This is a genomic window from Bacillus sp. AFS073361 (assembly GCF_002567005.1).
In the GTDB taxonomy this organism is placed as follows: domain Bacteria; phylum Bacillota; class Bacilli; order Bacillales; family Cytobacillaceae; genus Neobacillus.
Genome location: NZ_NUZU01000010.1, coordinates 165,206 through 181,190 on the forward strand (window position 1 = coordinate 165,206; position 15,985 = coordinate 181,190).

The 15,985-nt window shown below is 37.7% G+C and carries 16 protein-coding genes; 6 read left to right on the forward strand and 10 right to left on the reverse strand.

What is annotated here, in order from left to right:
• Positions 1-333: 333 nt before the first annotated feature.
• On the forward strand, positions 334-2,091 hold the full coding sequence (locus COJ96_RS06495; protein ID WP_098572146.1) for an ABC transporter ATP-binding protein: 1,758 nt from the start codon (positions 334-336) through the stop codon (positions 2,089-2,091).
• A complete protein-coding gene (locus COJ96_RS06500; RefSeq protein WP_098572147.1) occupies positions 2,088-4,103 on the forward strand; it encodes an ABC transporter ATP-binding protein in 2,016 nt (671 codons plus the stop codon). Before COJ96_RS06495 ends, COJ96_RS06500 begins: the two co-directional genes overlap by 4 nt.
• A 36-nt stretch (positions 4,104-4,139) precedes the next feature.
• On the opposite strand, the gene COJ96_RS06505 is transcribed toward COJ96_RS06500, so the two are convergent.
• Entirely contained in the window at positions 4,140-4,760 is a 621-nt protein-coding gene (locus COJ96_RS06505; RefSeq protein ID WP_098572148.1) for an NAD(P)-dependent oxidoreductase, read from the reverse strand.
• Between the two features lie 312 nt (positions 4,761-5,072).
• On the opposite strand from COJ96_RS06505, the gene COJ96_RS29580 reads away from it, so the two are divergent.
• The 3 genes from COJ96_RS29580 to fumC all read left to right on the forward strand — a co-directional run bounded on the left by COJ96_RS29580 (position 5,073) and on the right by fumC (position 7,311).
• Positions 5,073-5,168: an acyl-CoA synthetase family protein gene (locus COJ96_RS29580; protein ID WP_373561661.1), complete on the forward strand. Its 96-nt coding sequence runs from the start codon at positions 5,073-5,075 to the stop codon at positions 5,166-5,168.
• Positions 5,169-5,321: 153 nt separating this feature from the next.
• A complete protein-coding gene (locus COJ96_RS06510; protein WP_098572149.1) occupies positions 5,322-5,783 on the forward strand; it encodes a PaaI family thioesterase in 462 nt (153 codons plus the stop codon).
• Between the two features lie 145 nt (positions 5,784-5,928).
• Positions 5,929-7,311: a class II fumarate hydratase gene (gene fumC / locus COJ96_RS06515; protein WP_098572150.1), complete on the forward strand. Its 1,383-nt coding sequence runs from the start codon at positions 5,929-5,931 to the stop codon at positions 7,309-7,311.
• A 72-nt stretch (positions 7,312-7,383) separates the two neighbouring features.
• Here fumC and COJ96_RS06520 read toward each other — a convergent pair whose 3' ends face one another.
• Positions 7,384-7,587, reverse strand: coding sequence for an alpha/beta-type small acid-soluble spore protein (locus tag COJ96_RS06520; RefSeq protein ID WP_026566044.1), 204 nt, complete (start codon positions 7,585-7,587; stop codon positions 7,384-7,386).
• A 358-nt stretch (positions 7,588-7,945) separates the two neighbouring features.
• Here COJ96_RS06520 and COJ96_RS06525 point away from each other — a divergent pair, with 358 nt between their 5' ends.
• Positions 7,946-8,188 carry a hypothetical protein gene (locus COJ96_RS06525; RefSeq protein WP_026566045.1) on the forward strand — a complete coding sequence of 81 codons (243 nt, stop codon included), beginning with the start codon at positions 7,946-7,948 and terminating at the stop codon, positions 8,186-8,188.
• A gap of 80 nt (positions 8,189-8,268) precedes the next feature.
• On the opposite strand, the gene COJ96_RS06530 is transcribed toward COJ96_RS06525, so the two are convergent.
• The 8 genes from COJ96_RS06530 to COJ96_RS06565 all read right to left on the reverse strand — a co-directional run bounded on the left by COJ96_RS06530 (position 8,269) and on the right by COJ96_RS06565 (position 15,941).
• Complete coding sequence (locus COJ96_RS06530; protein ID WP_098572151.1) at positions 8,269-9,369, reverse strand: ABC transporter ATP-binding protein; 1,101 nt, start codon at positions 9,367-9,369, stop codon at positions 8,269-8,271.
• 104 nt (positions 9,370-9,473) lie between these two features.
• The gene (locus COJ96_RS06535) at positions 9,474-10,385 is read right to left on the reverse strand and encodes a helix-turn-helix domain-containing protein (protein WP_180230001.1); all 912 of its coding nucleotides are present in this window, start codon (positions 10,383-10,385) and stop codon (positions 9,474-9,476) included.
• Positions 10,386-10,510: 125 nt separating this feature from the next.
• On the reverse strand, positions 10,511-10,702 hold the full coding sequence (locus tag COJ96_RS06540; RefSeq protein ID WP_098572153.1) for a hypothetical protein: 192 nt from the start codon (positions 10,700-10,702) through the stop codon (positions 10,511-10,513).
• 82 nt (positions 10,703-10,784) lie between these two features.
• Positions 10,785-10,994 carry a YheE family protein gene (locus COJ96_RS06545; protein ID WP_098572154.1) on the reverse strand — a complete coding sequence of 70 codons (210 nt, stop codon included), beginning with the start codon at positions 10,992-10,994 and terminating at the stop codon, positions 10,785-10,787.
• A 74-nt stretch (positions 10,995-11,068) separates the two neighbouring features.
• Positions 11,069-12,115: a YheC/YheD family protein gene (locus tag COJ96_RS06550; RefSeq protein WP_098572155.1), complete on the reverse strand. Its 1,047-nt coding sequence runs from the start codon at positions 12,113-12,115 to the stop codon at positions 11,069-11,071.
• Positions 12,112-13,476, reverse strand: coding sequence for a YheC/YheD family endospore coat-associated protein (locus tag COJ96_RS06555; protein ID WP_098572156.1), 1,365 nt, complete (start codon positions 13,474-13,476; stop codon positions 12,112-12,114). The genes COJ96_RS06550 and COJ96_RS06555 overlap by 4 nt, the downstream gene beginning before the upstream one ends.
• A complete protein-coding gene (locus COJ96_RS06560; protein WP_098572157.1) occupies positions 13,454-14,557 on the reverse strand; it encodes a YheC/YheD family endospore coat-associated protein in 1,104 nt (367 codons plus the stop codon). Before COJ96_RS06560 ends, COJ96_RS06555 begins: the two co-directional genes overlap by 23 nt.
• Before the next feature lies 1 nt (position 14,558).
• Positions 14,559-15,941 (reverse strand): YheC/YheD family endospore coat-associated protein, encoded by a 1,383-nt coding sequence (locus COJ96_RS06565; RefSeq protein WP_180230002.1) that lies wholly within the window; start codon positions 15,939-15,941, stop codon positions 14,559-14,561.
• Positions 15,942-15,985: the final 44 nt, after the last annotated feature.

The window sequence follows — 15,985 nt, forward strand, 5'->3', positions numbered from 1 at the left end:
ACAAAGATGACTAATTTCAATCATGTTTCTTTAACAATTAAATATTTGAATGTAACCTGTCCTGAAGAATTTTCCTGTTAATTTATCAATGTGAAGAAATTGATTAATGACAAAAACACAGGTTACGTTTTCTTTAATACGTGACGTGTGTTTTTTTGTCCCTTTTTTTAAAAAGGAGGCATACTGCACTGTTGCGGTATGTCTTTTTTTATAGTTCAAAACAAATTTGAGGGAGGAAATATGGATGAGGTATTTGGCAGGGTCTTGGAAGGGAAATACAGCAGGAGCAATAGAGGGCGGATAGTATAGTATAACATAAGGGGGAAGTTAGTTATGTTTGCGGTGTTAAAAAAATTAAGTTGGTTCTTTAAAGAAAATTGGCAGCGATATGTCATTGCAGTTACACTATTAATTTTAGTGGGTATATTGGATGTGATTCCGCCTAAATTAATCGGATTGGCAATTGATGATATTCATGTGGGCAGTATAAGTCATAAGAAAATAATACAATATCTTGGTATTCTATTGGCAATCATGGTTTCATCTTATGCAATAACCTATGTCTGGATGTACCGACTGTTTGGAGGAGCCTTCCTTGTAGAAAGGAAACTTAGGTCCCGGTTCGTTACTCACTTACTAAAAATGACTCCGATATTCTATGAAAAAAATCGGACTGGAGATTTAATGGCGCGTGCGACCAATGATTTAAAGGCCATTTCAATCACAGCAGGTTTTGGGATTCTGACACTTGTAGATTCAAGTGTATGGATGCTGACATTACTGTTAACAATGGGAATTTTAATTAGTTGGAAGTTAACACTGGCGGCAATTATTCCGTTGCCAATTATGGCGATTTTAATGCAAATGTATGGAAAAAGAATTCATACTCGCTTCATGGAAGCCCAAGATGCGTTTGGTGAACTGAATGACCGTGTACTTGAATCAGTCGCAGGAGTTAGAGTTATCCGTGCTTTTGTTCAAGAAACCGCAGATAGCAAGCGCTTTCATCAACTTACGGAGGATGTCTATCACAAGAATATTAACGTTGCAAAAATTGATGCATTATTCGACCCAACGATTAAGGTGCTTGTTGGTATTAGTTATCTAATTGGCCTCGGGTATGGTGCCTATTTAGTATTCCATCAATCAATTACATTGGGCAATCTTGTGTCGTTTAATGTGTATCTAGGGATGATGATCTGGCCCATGTTCGCAATTGGCGAGTTAATCAATGTGATGCAGAGGGGGAATGCTTCACTTGACCGCGTTAATGAAACACTTAGCTATGAGGAGGAAGTGGTCAATCCTCTAGACCCTGTTTACATAAAACGTGCTGATCGAATTGATTATCGAAAGGTAACTTTCCGTTATCCCTCTTCTAAGAATGATAACCTAAACCAAGTTGATGTTATGCTGTTACACGGGCAGACATTGGGTATTGTTGGGAAAACAGGCTCAGGAAAGACCACCTTTATTAAGCAGTTATTAAGACAATATCCACTAGGCGATGGAGAGGTAACCATATCTGAGGTATCTTTAGAGGAGCAAACCATAAATCAAGTTCGCGACTGGATTGGTTATGTGCCTCAGGATCATGTACTGTTTTCTCGCAGTGTGAAAGACAATATCCTTTTTGGCAGGAAAGATGCAAGCGAAGAGGAATTAGAAGAGGCCATTGATTTAGCGGCATTTCGAAAAGATCTTGCCCTTCTTCCAGAAGGATTAAGTACGCTCGTTGGAGAAAAGGGTGTAGCCTTATCAGGAGGGCAAAAACAACGGATCTCCATAGCGCGCGCGCTGATCAAAAATCCAGAAATCCTAATCCTCGATGATTCCTTATCGGCAGTTGATGCCAAAACAGAAAAGCGAATCATTGATAATATTAGAAAGGCAAGAAATGACAAGACCACCATCATTACCACACATCGAATGTCCGCTGTCCAACATGCCGACCATATTATTGTTTTAGATGATGGTAAAATTGTAGAAGAAGGGACACATGAGCAGCTTCTTGAACATGATGGGTGGTATAAAGAACAATTTATTCGCCAGCAGATTGCAGGGAAGATAGAGGAAGAGGTGCAAGCATGACAACAGGGAAACGATTAGCTAAATACGCATTGGCGTATAAAAAAATTATTTTCGCAGCATTGGTCATGCTGACCATTTCTGTCGTAACCGATCTCGCTGGCCCGTTTATTGCTAAAAATATCATTGATCAGCATATTTTAGGAATTGAATCTGTTTGGTATGAAACATCAAGCGGCGAAAAAGCAGTAAATTATGAGGGGAAATTTTATAAAAGAGCTAAGTATGTATCTAGTAGTGAACAAAGGGGAAAGCAAATCCAAATTTTGCAAGTCGGATCCAAGTTTGTTTTCATCGACAAAAAGATTGAATTTGATGGAAAGAGGACCTTAAAGGCCGGAACATTGGAGATAAAAAATGGGGTTAGAAAGGAAGAATATCATGCTAAAAAACTTAGTCTTTCTGAAATCCTAGCATTTTATCAGCCTGAGATTCTCCCAATCGTTCAACTTTTAACCATTTATTTTGGACTCTTGGTTGTTTCAGCTGTTTTTCAGTACGGTGAACGTTTCTTATTGCAAAAATCTGCCAACCGTATTATTCAAAAAATGCGTGAAGATGTGTATGGTCAGATTCAACGCCTGCCAATAAATTATTTTGATAACCTGCCTGCTGGGAAAGTAGTAGCAAGAATTACGAATGATACAGAGGCAATCCGTGAGTTATATGTTACGGTTCTTGCCACCTTTTTTACAAGTTCCATTTATATTACAGGCATTTATGTGGCTTTGTTTATTTTAAATGGAAAGCTTGCAGCCATTTGTTTATTGTTATTACCAATTCTTTATGTATGGATGTTGATTTACCGGAAGTATGCTTCAAAATATAACCGTGTGATTCGGTCGAGGAACAGCGAAATAAATGCGATGATTAATGAGTCAATCCAAGGGATGAGTATCATCCAAGCGTTTAGTCGTGAAAAAGAAACAAAAGCTGATTTTGAGAAACTTAACCATGAACATTTTACGTACCAAAATAAACTATTAAGTCTTAATTCATTAACCTCGCACAACTTGGTCGGTGTCTTAAGAAACCTTATTTTTGTAGCATTTATTTGGTATTTCGGCGGTCAGGCACTCAATACTTCTACGATCCTTTCACTAGGGATGCTTTACGCTTTTGTTGATTATATCAACCGGCTTTTCCAACCGGTTCAGGGGATTGTCAATCAATTGGCCAATCTAGAACTTGCTCTAGTGGCGGGAGAACGTGTATTTAAATTGATGGATGAACCAGGTGAAAATGTAAGTGGTGAGAGAATTGCCCGTTTTAAAGGAAATGTAACTTTTGATCATGTATCATTTGGTTATAAAGACGGGGAATACGTTTTAAAGAATATTGATTTTGAAGCGAATCATGGTGAAACAGTTGCTCTTGTTGGTCACACGGGATCTGGAAAAAGTTCCATTATGAATTTACTTTTCCGTTTTTATGATTGTCAAAAAGGAAAAATTACCATTGATGGAAGAGATATTGCAACGATCCCCCGTCAATCTATTCGTAACCATATGGGTATTGTTTTGCAGGATCCCTATTTATTTACAGGAACAATATTTTCAAATGTAAGTCTTAATGATCCGGCGATAACCAAAGAAAAAGTAGAGAAAGCATTAAAAGATGTAGGGGCTGACAAGGTATTCAAGAACTTAGAAAATGGTTATGATCAGCCAGTCCTAGAGAAAGGGAGTACCCTCTCAAGTGGGCAGAGACAGATTATTTCCTTTGCACGAGCGCTGGCTTTCGATCCAGCTATACTTATACTGGACGAAGCTACCTCAAGTATTGATACAGAAACGGAGACTGTGATTCAAGAGGCCATGGAAGTTCTGAAAAAAGGGAGGACCACCTTTATTATTGCCCACCGATTATCAACAATCCGGAACGCTGACCAGATTATTGTTTTAGATCGTGGGATGATTGTTGAAAAGGGCACACATGAGGAATTAATGAAGAAAAAAGGTAAATATTATCAAATGTATCAACTCCAACAGGGTGGTACAAATTTGGCTGGATAGAATTCGCCCCTTAACATGAAATGTTAAGGGGCGTTTTTAATAGGTTAGACCTACTCGTGAACCGATAAATTCATTGCTAAATAGCTGATCATAGGCAAAATCCGCTGTATCGTAAATAGAGATGGACGAAGGATCATCAGGAAGAAAGTCTTTTTCATATCTGTAATATCCTAATCTCTCTCCAATAGGCAAATAAGTGGGGCAAACAATTGTCCAATCCAGCCCTGAGTCTTTTAATAATAAAAAGGCCCGTAAATGTTCTTCCGCATCACGTGTGCTTTTCCGCTTTGATTCAGACGATTGAAATCGATATAAATGGGGGGCAGACCGAGCCTGGAGAATTCCAGCCGTTCCAATGGTAATAATTCGGTGTATTCCAAGCGCTTTCATATTTTTAATGATAAAGGGCATCGATTCAGACAGTACCGTGGTACCTGCTGTATTTAGAGAACTAATCACTACATCCGATCCTGTTAAGCTACTTGCAATATCCGTTTCATTTAGTACATTACCTTCCTTAACAAGAAGGCCATCTCTTTTAATGTTTAGTTTACTGCTGTCTCTCACCAGTACTTGAACGGAATGTTGATTAGTTAAAGCATTTTCTAAAATAATCGAACCCACTCTGCCTGTTGCTCCGAAAAGGCAAATGTTCACAAAAAGTTCACCTCTTAATTAATAAAGTGTAATATTCATCACTTGCGGCACCCTCCGCTTATGATATTTTAAAGATGTTTTAGCATTTACTTATATAGGGGTGGGAAGTATATGTCAGAGTATTCGGTAGTGCTATTGATCGGTAGTTTTTTAATCCTTTCTTATTATATCGGATATACAATTATTAAACATTAAATTAACTGCAGATAAGTGTCTGAAGTTCAGACTGGCGATAAATTCGAATTAAATCGGATTTATCGCCAGTCTTTTTTTATGATTATTAAAATAATAGATCAAAAGAGGTAAGTTTATTTGAAGGTAAGGGTGCTAGCTCCAAGAAGTATTCCTCGGTCTGAAGGAAAAGCGGTACGCATTGTGGATGAGCGAATAGTTGAAGGAATTAAATGAGAATTTAAATTTTTAAAAATTTTTCGGTTTTTTGTATAACAGTAAATCACTATGTCGTTATCGGTGTGTTATAATAGTGGAATAAAATAGACGATGTCTAATCTCACAAGGTTTCCTTGGAGCATACATACCAAAAAAACAGGAGGAGTCAATATGAAATCCAGTATGACTGAACAGGAAGTTCATCAAAAATATTACAAGCAAATTTTTGAAACACTCGAACAAGAGCCTTATGCCCAGTTTCTCGGTATGAAATTAATTGAGATGGGAGAGGGGACTGCAACGGCTGAGTTAGAAGTAAATGACCATATGTTGAATTCACACGGCACGGTTCATGGTGCTATTATCTTTTCTTTAGCTGACTATGTATTTGCAGCAGCGAGTAATTCTTATGGGAAAACTTCTGTTGGATTGTCAACAAATGTTAATTTTATGTCTCCTGGCCGGAGAGGATCCCGTCTAAGGGCTATAGCCGAAGAAGAAAAGCGAAACAACCGTACGGCATGGTATAAAATCCGTGTAGAAAGTGATGGAGAACTATTAGCTACGATGGAAGCATTGGTTTATCGTAAAAGCCACTATTTTGTTCCAGTAGAAGAGAGTGAAAGTAATTAACTCCACATTCGATTTCTTTTCTCTACACTCAGAACTGCAGACAACTGTCTGCAGTTTTTTTGATTACATCCCTACTTTCCTTAATAAAATAGATAGGAATGGGTATATATATTGAAGTACATGAATTTGTGAGGTGTGTTGATAAGTGGAGAATTATCGAATTGAAAAGGATACGCTCGGTGAGGTTCGTGTGCCCATTGAGAAATATTGGGGTGCGCAAACACAACGGAGCAAGGAGAATTTTAAAATTGGCTCAGAAAAGATGCCGTTGGAATTAATATGTGGCTTGGTTTTTATTAAAAAAGCAGCAGCCAAAGTAAATTTCCAATTAGGAAAACTAAGTGAAAATAAAATGAAGGCGATTCAAAAAGTATGTGATTCTATTCTTGCAGGAGATATGGATGAACACTTCCCATTAGTGGTCTGGCAGACGGGTAGTGGGACTCAATCCAACATGAATGTAAATGAAGTGATAGCCAACAGGGCAAATGAATATTTAAAGGACCTAGGTGCTGGGCATGAAAAAATCCATCCAAATGATGATGTCAATATGTCGCAAAGCTCTAACGATACCTTCCCAACAGCCATGCATATTGCTGCATATCAAAAAATCGTAGAAGAACTTCTTCCGGCAATATCAGAACTTAAACATACACTCCTGCAAAAGGAAAAGGATTTCTCTAAAATCATTAAAATCGGAAGAACACATTTACAGGATGCAACACCACTGACACTGGGACAAGAGATTAGCGGGTGGAGGTGGATGCTAGAGAAATGTGAAAAGATGATAAAAGAGGCAAGCCAATATCTGCTTGATTTGGCGATTGGAGGAACGGCAGTTGGAACAGGAATCAACGCACCCCCATTATTTGGTGACATGGTGGCTGAGCAAATTTCTATATTTACAGGATATCCATTTCGGTCCTCAGAAAATAAATTTCATGCTTTAACCAGTCACGATGAGATTGTGCATGTACATGGTGCACTTAAAGCTTTGGCTGCTGATTTAATGAAAATTGCTAATGATGTCCGCTGGCTTGCAAGCGGACCGCGCAGTGGGATTGGTGAACTTAGCATTCCTGCGAATGAGCCCGGAAGTTCCATTATGCCAGGAAAGGTCAACCCAACCCAAAGTGAGGCCTTGACAATGATAACGTGTCAGGTTTTTGGAAATGATGCCGCTATTGCTTTTGCAGCGAGTCAAGGGAATTTCGAGTTAAATGTCTTTAAACCAATTATTATTAATAATTTAATCCAATCGGTTAGACTTCTTTCAGATGGTATAAGATCCTTTAATAAAAATTGTGCTGTAGGTCTTCAGGCTAATGAAGAGATTCTTAAAGAACATTTGAATCGCTCATTGATGCTTGTTACAGCATTAAACCCTCATATTGGCTATGAAAAGGCAGCGGAAATTGCCAAATTAGCTTTCAAAGAAAATGGTTCCTTAAAGGAAGCAGCAATAAAATTAGGTCATCTTACGGAAGAACAGTTTTCCCAATGGGTTAAACCAGAAAATATGATATAAAATTGAAAGCCCCTTCCAAGTGGAAGGGGCTTAGCCATAATATTTATTTGTATTTACTCAGATTACTAAATATTAGCGTTGGAATCCGCCAAGTTGAGACTCAGCCATTGCTACTAGACGTTTTGTAATTTCTCCACCAACAGATCCGTTGGCACGTGAAGTAGTGTCTGCACCAAGATTTACACCAAATTCTGAAGCAATTTCATACTTCATTTGACTAAGAGCTTGCTCGACACCTGGTACTAGAAGTTGATTAGAGTTGTTGTTACTTGCCATAGTTGAATAACACTCCTCTTAATAAATTTGGGGTCAGTATGGAGTTGAACCATAATGGAGATTAAACCATCGCCGCCTAGGCCTAACCCATGTTATCAATAATACTTTGATAAACTTTCTACAAATTGGAGATACATTCATAAAACTTTTGTTTTGGCTGGATGAGTCGGACTTGCACCGGCTAATACCCTTCTTGGTTTCATCCATCGTGTTGTTGAATGGTTGCTTGCTTTGTAATACTTATTATGATTAAAACAGAAAGACTTATTCGGGAAATTAATTGGTAATTTATTCCGTTACATAGGGCATGTAAGTTAACACAAACTAAGGTTATCAAATAAACAAAAGGGTGAATGGAATGTCTGAATGCCCAGTATGTAATGGTTTTCGTGAGGCCTATTTATTATGTACAAATTGCGGTGAACCTATGATGGAAAGTGGTCGTCTAATGGATTTTTATGATGATTATAGTCCATATATGGAGATAGACCTAATGAAGATGGAAGATGGATATCCTGATACAAATTCAGGTCATAAGTGCCCCCATGTGTATCGATGTCCTGCTTGTCATCTAGAGGAAGTATTTTTTATAAAAGAGTAAGCCTCGCTACCAAGCGAGGCTTACTTGTCCATATTCTCTGAATCCAGATGAAGCGCCCAGCGGGGCTTCCACTTTATATATTACGGGCGGATTCTTGATTCTGTTTCTTCATCAAAGAAATGTGCCTTATTCATATCAAATGCTAGTTCTAATGAATCGCCAGGATGAATATCTCCACGAGAGTCAACGCGGGCTACGAAATCTTGGCCGCCAATGCTGGAATAGATCATTAATTCTGCCCCAGTTAACTCGGCAACATCTACTTGAGCTTTAATTTTTGATCCAGCCGATGCATCAATGAAAACTGGCTCATCATGAATATCTTCTGGTCGTGTACCTAGGATGATTGATTTTCCAACATATCCTTGCTCGCGCAGATATTTCATTTTTCCTTCTGGAACAGCAAGCGAAGAATTTCCAATGACGAATTTTCCATCCTCTAGTTTTCCGGTAAAGAAATTCATCGCAGGGGATCCGATAAAGCCGCCAACAAAAACATTTTCTGGCTTTTCATAAACTTCTTTAGGTGAACCAACTTGCTGAATGATTCCATCTTTCATAACGACAAGACGTGTTGCCATTGTCATCGCTTCAGTCTGGTCATGTGTTACATAGATTGTAGTAGTATCTAAGCGGCGGTGAAGTTTAGCAATTTCTGCACGCATTTGAACACGAAGCTTTGCATCAAGGTTTGATAATGGTTCATCCATTAAGAATACTTTTGCATCACGTACAATTGCACGGCCTAATGCTACACGCTGGCGTTGTCCACCTGAAAGTGCCTTAGGTTTACGAGTTAAGTAAGCTTCTAAACCAAGAATTTTTGCTGCGTCTTTTACACGGCGATCAATTTCATCTTTTGGAAATTTGCGAAGTTTTAAGCCAAACGCCATGTTATCATAAACAGTCATATGTGGATAAAGGGCATAGTTTTGGAAAACCATCGCGATATCACGATCTTTTGGAGCTACATCGTTTACTCTTTTACCATCAATGTAGAAATCACCTTTAGAAATATCTTCAAGACCAGCAATCATTCGAAGTGTAGTAGATTTCCCGCACCCTGATGGTCCAACAAACACGATAAATTCCTTATCTTCAATATGTAAATTGAAGTCTTGTACAGCTGTTACTTTATTATCATAAATTTTATAAATATGATCTAATTTTAACTCAGCCATTGTAATTCCTCCCTTTATCTTGTTAGGAATAGTTTACAAGCAGCAGAAGAAAATAGGTATGGACAGACTGCACAAAGAATGAAAACGCTTTTTTGGGCACTTTGTTACCTTTTTTGACTTTGTTCAAATAGAAGACAAGCTAAAAAGACTGTAAAGGCCCCGTAAAAATCCTTTAATTGGATTCCAGACTTGTCAATAAATTTATCAATTCGATACTGGAGTGTATTTCGGTGGATGTATAACTTTTTTGCCGTTAAACTGGCATTTAAATTATTTTCAAGAAAAACTTTAATGGTCGAATACATCTCAGGCTCATCATTAAAAACTTCGAATATTCCTTGATGGATCTTTGGTTTTAAATCCATCGGCAAGTGATAAGCCACATATGCAGGAAGAACCCGTTCATATGTAAAAATATTCATAAGGGAGACAAGATTGATCAGGCCAAAGGAAAAAAATTCTTTCTCAAGCAGGAACTTTGACCGAAGTTGGTCGTGAAAAGAATTAAACTTTCCAACAAAAAAAGCGATTTTGACATAAAAGTCACTTTCTAAAGTTTCTGACATAGAAATCAATTCTTCTTCCGTAAGTGAGACTATCGTGGCCTCTTCAATAATAATTCCTCGTCTTTTGTTCTCCCAGATGATTATAACTCCTTCAGTAAAGAATCCCTTTAATGCGGACTCGATCTCAAGTTGATTCGTATCATCTCCGTTAATCTGAAATTGAATGAACCTAAGGTTTGTTTCAGCATGATAAGAAGGGGGAGGACCATCCTCTAATAAATACGCATCCCATCCTTGGGTATCAGAACTTTGGACACTTGATGGATTCTCAACTAATTGATAAATCGTCTGAAGAAGGGTTAATTCCTTTTCAGTTACCTCAGATTTTGGAATGCCAATCCATTCTTTTTCCATCTCGCTGAAAAATACATACAACTGTTCTGAATGAGTAATTGGTTGATCGGGAAACAAAATGGAATTTTCATAAATAGACAATAATTTTCTTAGCATTTTTGATTTCCCCATTTTAAAATTTTTTAGTGACATCTAACATTATATCAGTAGTTACTTAACCTAATAAATAATAAAGGCTAGCCAAGGTTAATTCGGCTAGCCTGTTCTTTTAGTTGTTGGTATCAATCGCATTCATAGGGCGGTTGTTCTTCTTGAAGGTCACGGGCTTCTTCGATATTAGTTGACTCCTGGCGGGAATGCACTGACCCGCCGGACATTCCTTCGTTAATCATTCGGTCAACATCCATAAACACTTTATCTCTGCCCTCATATGCAGATCCTGCATCCGTACCCATGCTTTTTCCTTTGTCCATCCTTATCATTCCTTTCCCAAAACTATATTTAGTTTTGCGGAAAAGACAAGTTTTCATGCACGATGGTCATTCAAAATATCGATTATTCATATACATGGTAAAGCATTAGTTCATGGATTTGGCTTGATAATGCCTCAATCTCATCCTGTTCAGGCACATTTGTAGTCCATTCTATTTTCCCTGTTTGGTGATAAACTCCCGTCACCCGCTGTTTTTTATGATAAAAGGAAAAATTCCAGCCGGGTATATTTTTGTTTTCAAATAATGGTTTTAATTGAAAGTGCAAGATCATCGCGAAATCCTCCCTTTAATATTCTTACCTATAGCTTAACTGGTTTGGGAGAATATTTAAATATGAATTTTCTGTCAGTTTTTATAATTGGAGAGTTGGAGGAAAATGCTGCAAAGTTGTTCGATTTTCTTTTCCTCAATTTCCTCTTCATCAAATCTCATTGGTTTGGAATTTACCTCGTAAATATAGTACTGGCCAGTCATACTTACTCCCGCATCAATTGAAAACTCTCCGAAATAGCCAAATCGATCGGACAGTGCCATTCCGATTTCAGGAACAATTGCTTCAATAAACCGATCATGCTCCTTAGTTTGTAAATTTTCATAGGGCAGGAGTCTGCCTCCGGCTGGAATATGGGTTGTAATATCCTGTGTCTGTGATTGCCGAATTCCAACTCCTGTTACAGTGTACCCACTGTCTGCTCCGTGGGCGAGGATACGAAAATCGAAGCGATTCCCCTTGTACTTGGCTGATTTTATTTCCTCTTGAGCTAAGTAATTTTTTGCCAACAATGCCACACCGTGTTTTTCCCAAAAATGATCAAAGGATTTAAAAAGTTCATGCTGGTGTATCCCGTCTAATTGAAGTCCAGCAGCACTAGTTAGCTTTGAGCGGAAAATTCCTTTACCTTTGGAGGATTGGGAAGGTTTTAAATAAATGCTCTTATGCTTCTTTTGAAATATGAATAAGTCCATTTTTCCGCGGATAGGGATGGTTTCTGGCAGGAACGTTTTCAGAAATGGATGTTTTTTAAACACCTCATAGAGCTCAAATTTATCAATAAAACATGGATTGAAATATGGGATATTCTTCTCCTTTAAAATAGAAAAAAATTGTTGACATTGTTCGTTTTGTTCTGACTTTCGGAAGGGGATCCGGTTATATACAATGTCGGGGTAGCGAAATTTTTCTTTTATCCAGTGATTTTGTTCAGGTAAAAAGGTATAGCCTGTAATATGGTTTATACCTGCATCCTCTGGTATAAAAACAAAGCTTATTCCTTTGTGTGAAATAAGCTTTTTTTGTAATGCAATAAAAAGCGGGCCATTACCGGCGATAGAACCATCCGCTTTTCTTGATGTCATAATTCCAACCAGAGGGCCTGGATAATTGGTCCTCATTGGATTAACTCCACTGGATGTAGTAAGGATTGTTCGGTAAGAAAGACGGCAAATGCCATTGATAATTTTCGGGTTAGCAAATCAAATTCCTCTAATTCAGGATGAGTAAAGATGGTTCTTCCAGGCTTGGAATTTGCTTCGAAGAGCCAAACTTCTCCATTTCGATCGATACCTAAATCAAATCCAATCTCACCAATTATTCCTTCTACATGCCGATCGATTGAGCCGCTTAAAAGCATTGCGGCGTTGGAGAGTTTCTTTGTATATAGTGAACTTTCCTCGTTGGAAAAAATCTCTTCCATTGTCTTAATATCTCCACCGCTTCTTGAATGGGTGGTCACGCTGCCAGGTCCTGCTATCTTCGCTGCAATCGCAGATACATGCCAATTTCCCATATCATCTTTATTGGTGTGGACTCTAAAATCAATAGAGCGGGATTCAGTGCGGATTAAAGTAATCCCTTGTTGTACTAGCATTTTTTCAAGAGATTGATTTGCAAATACGTTTCCCATCAAGCTTTCTAAACTCGAGAATTTTCTCAGACGGTTTACATTGCTTTTATCTTGGTATCGACAATAATAATCATCAGTGTGTTTGTCGTAAATAATTTGGTGAACCCCTAAGCCAAGACTGCCATTTTTAGGTTTAATAAAAACATGACCATAGGTTGAAAGCATCGTTTCGATAGAGGAGAAGGATGTAAATGGTAATGTATCTGGAAGGAGATTAGACACGGTTTCATCTTGAATAAGTCTTTCATGAATTTCGAGTTTGTTGAAAAATCCAGGATTATACCAAGGGATAAGGTACTCTTTTTGCAATCGCTCTTTCACTTTTATTAATCTTGGGTTATTTTCACTTCTTCGATTTGGAAGTCGATCATAAATAACATTCGGAAAGGGAATATCAACCATTTCCCAACCGTTATTATGATAAAAATAACCTTCAATGCATCCAAGATCCCAATCAATATGCTGTTCTCCAAACACAAATGGTAAGGCGCCCACCATTTTATTAACCGATAGGAGTTTTGAGAAAAACTGGGTTCGATCGCCAATCGGTTCAAATGGCAGGGAAGTAAATCCTGCTGTAAAAATACCTACAAGTGGACCGATAATTAGACTTTGGTTAGATAAAAAAACATGAAGTGGAATGTTGAAACTTGGAAATTGAAGTGCTTTTTGAATTTCCCGGCTGATTGAAATCCGATCATCTTGATCAGGATGTGGGATAAAATCAACTTCTATTGATCTTGAACCAAAGGCAATTCGTGATAACTCTTTTTCTCTTAGTATTGCAGGAGGACAGAAAACTACTAATTGATCATTTTGAGCAATTTCAATGAGATAATGTTTTCTCATAATAGCTCTTCCTTTCTTTTAAATCCATTTGACTTAGCTGCTTCCCATAAAGCAAAGGGGCAAGGGTTAATGTCTCCTTTACGTTTGGTTGTGTATGAAGGATGACCTTTCTACCAGGCTTCGAATTGATATCCAGAATCCAAATTGATTCATCTTTTGCAATTCCGATATCGATGCCAATTTCAAATAATGGTAAAAAAGCATTTTCAAGTATAGGTGGAAGATTAGAAAGAATGTACTCTAATTCCTGATGGATGTATTCCTTTTTTGCAGGTAAAAAAGAGGTTGCCCAATCCAAATAAGGAACAATTGAACCACCAGCACTTAAATTGGAAAGGATTCCCCCGGTACTTCCGACTCGAACCCCTCTGCCCATTTCTCCCCATTTTCCCTCGATCCCTTTCTGTAAGAGGATCCTAATGTCAAATGGCTTCAGGTCATTATTTGATAATTCTAAATACGGCTGCATTAGGTAGGGACGCTTGTTAATTAGTGGTTGCAGCCATTTATTAAGTTTGGTTTCATTTGGGAATATTCTTGAGATAATATTCTTGTTTTTTTCTGTTTTAACATGAAAGGATTTGTTGTTTTTTTTCAAATAGTAAATACCATTTCCTTGAGAGCCATTAATTGGCTTTAAAATTATTCTTTTCTTGGAAATTAATTCATTTAACACGATGTTAGTACTAGAAACTGCCTGAGTTGGGGGCAAATAAGCTGATAAAACTGTACTTTTTAATACCTCATAGAGTTCCAGTTTATTAGGAAGTCCATATCCTAAAAAGGTTATATCGGGTCTGTTCTTGAGCCAAGATACAATCGGAATGCACTGCTTGGAGTAGTCATCATCCCCGTAAAAACAACGATCATAGATAATAGTTGGAATGGGAAACTCCTTATCTACCCAGGATTTTGTTTGTGAAATGAATTTTTTTCCTTTTACTTTTAATGTAAGTGGATTTATATTGGCGGGGGAGAAGCGATAGCATTCTATCCCACAGGGTTCTGCAAGGTTTGCAATGTCGTTGATATAGGACTGCTCACTGTCAAAACGTATGGTCATTATTCCAAAGGCAATCAAATCACGAGTCCTCCTTTATAAAAGTCGTATCGAATGCAAGCAGTGTACAAAATTGAATAAGTGCTTTCGCAGATGGTCTAATTTTTCCTAATCCATCTTCAAAGTTTTTCGAGGGTTTAGAGTTTACCTCAATAATCCACGGCTTTCCGTTTTGGTCTATGCCAATATCGATGCCAAGTTCACCTGTTATTCCTGTTTGTGAGTTACTAATAGTCGACGCTGTTTCCACTGCTAATTCTTTCATATGTGTAAGCACCTCTAAAGCGTTCTTGGGCCCAAGACAAGTTCGCAGAACATCTAACGGTCTAAGCATCTTTCCACCCCTGGCAATATTTGAAACGAACTCATCTTTTGCAGCTATCCTTGCCACAATTGAGGTAACTTGCCAATGGTTGTTCAGATTTTTGTGACATAGTACCCGAAAGTCCATGGAACATGAGTCATACGCCAATAATTCAATACCTTGTTGAATAATATAAAAACGATTATGGAGAATAGGCTTGATTAGGTTGTGTATTTCGTCTAAGGAGTATTGATGGCTAGAGTTGTCGTTAAGTGTTGCAATCGAGGTTTGTAAAGTGCAGCGGTTATTATCTTCTTTTTTTAACTTGATAATATTTCTTCCTTGGCTGCCATGAACCGGCTTTATAAAAACTGTTTCACATTCGTCGGTAAGTTCATACAGATGCTCTTTTGTGTAAATTTTTGTTTTAGGTAAGAAGTGCAGGAGGTATTTTTCTTGAAATATTTGATTATATACTTCCCATTTTGATAGGAAACGTTCATTAAACAAAGGAATCATCATGGTTTCAAGTCTTTTACGAAATTGTTTAAATGGGACAGATTGTTCAATTTTACGGGAATGGATACGATTGTAAATCACATCCGGTATTGGATGCTCAAACGATCTCCATTTTCCATTGATAAGATAATAACCTTGATTTAAAAATTCCTCATATGAAAAAACATAAAAAAAGCCGCCTATTTCAGTAATTCCATGATGTAGTTCCTCGCAAAAAGCATGAATAGTACGAAAATGTGGTTCTTCTTGTTTAGTGGAGGGGAAATCTGTTACTAGTCCAATCACAGGTCCGAGTTCGAGTGTTAGAAGTTCATCCCGATAGATGGCTTGAAATTTATAACTCTGGGTGGGCAGGCAAAAATTCTTGAGAATATTTTCAGGAATAAGGATCAAATTTTTAGGGTCCAGGTCTACTGGTTGGATTGCTGTTTGGATCGACTTTTTCCCTAACTTAATATTTAATTGAAGTTTCTTATTTAATCCCAAACTAGTAAACAAGTGGGTGGATATTTTTACTATGCTGTCATTCTTATTTTTAGGTGTTCTTGCTTTTATGGTAACCTGAGTTAATGGAAAAGGCATAGACATTCCCCGATTTCTATCTATATTGGAACCATTTTTTCCTT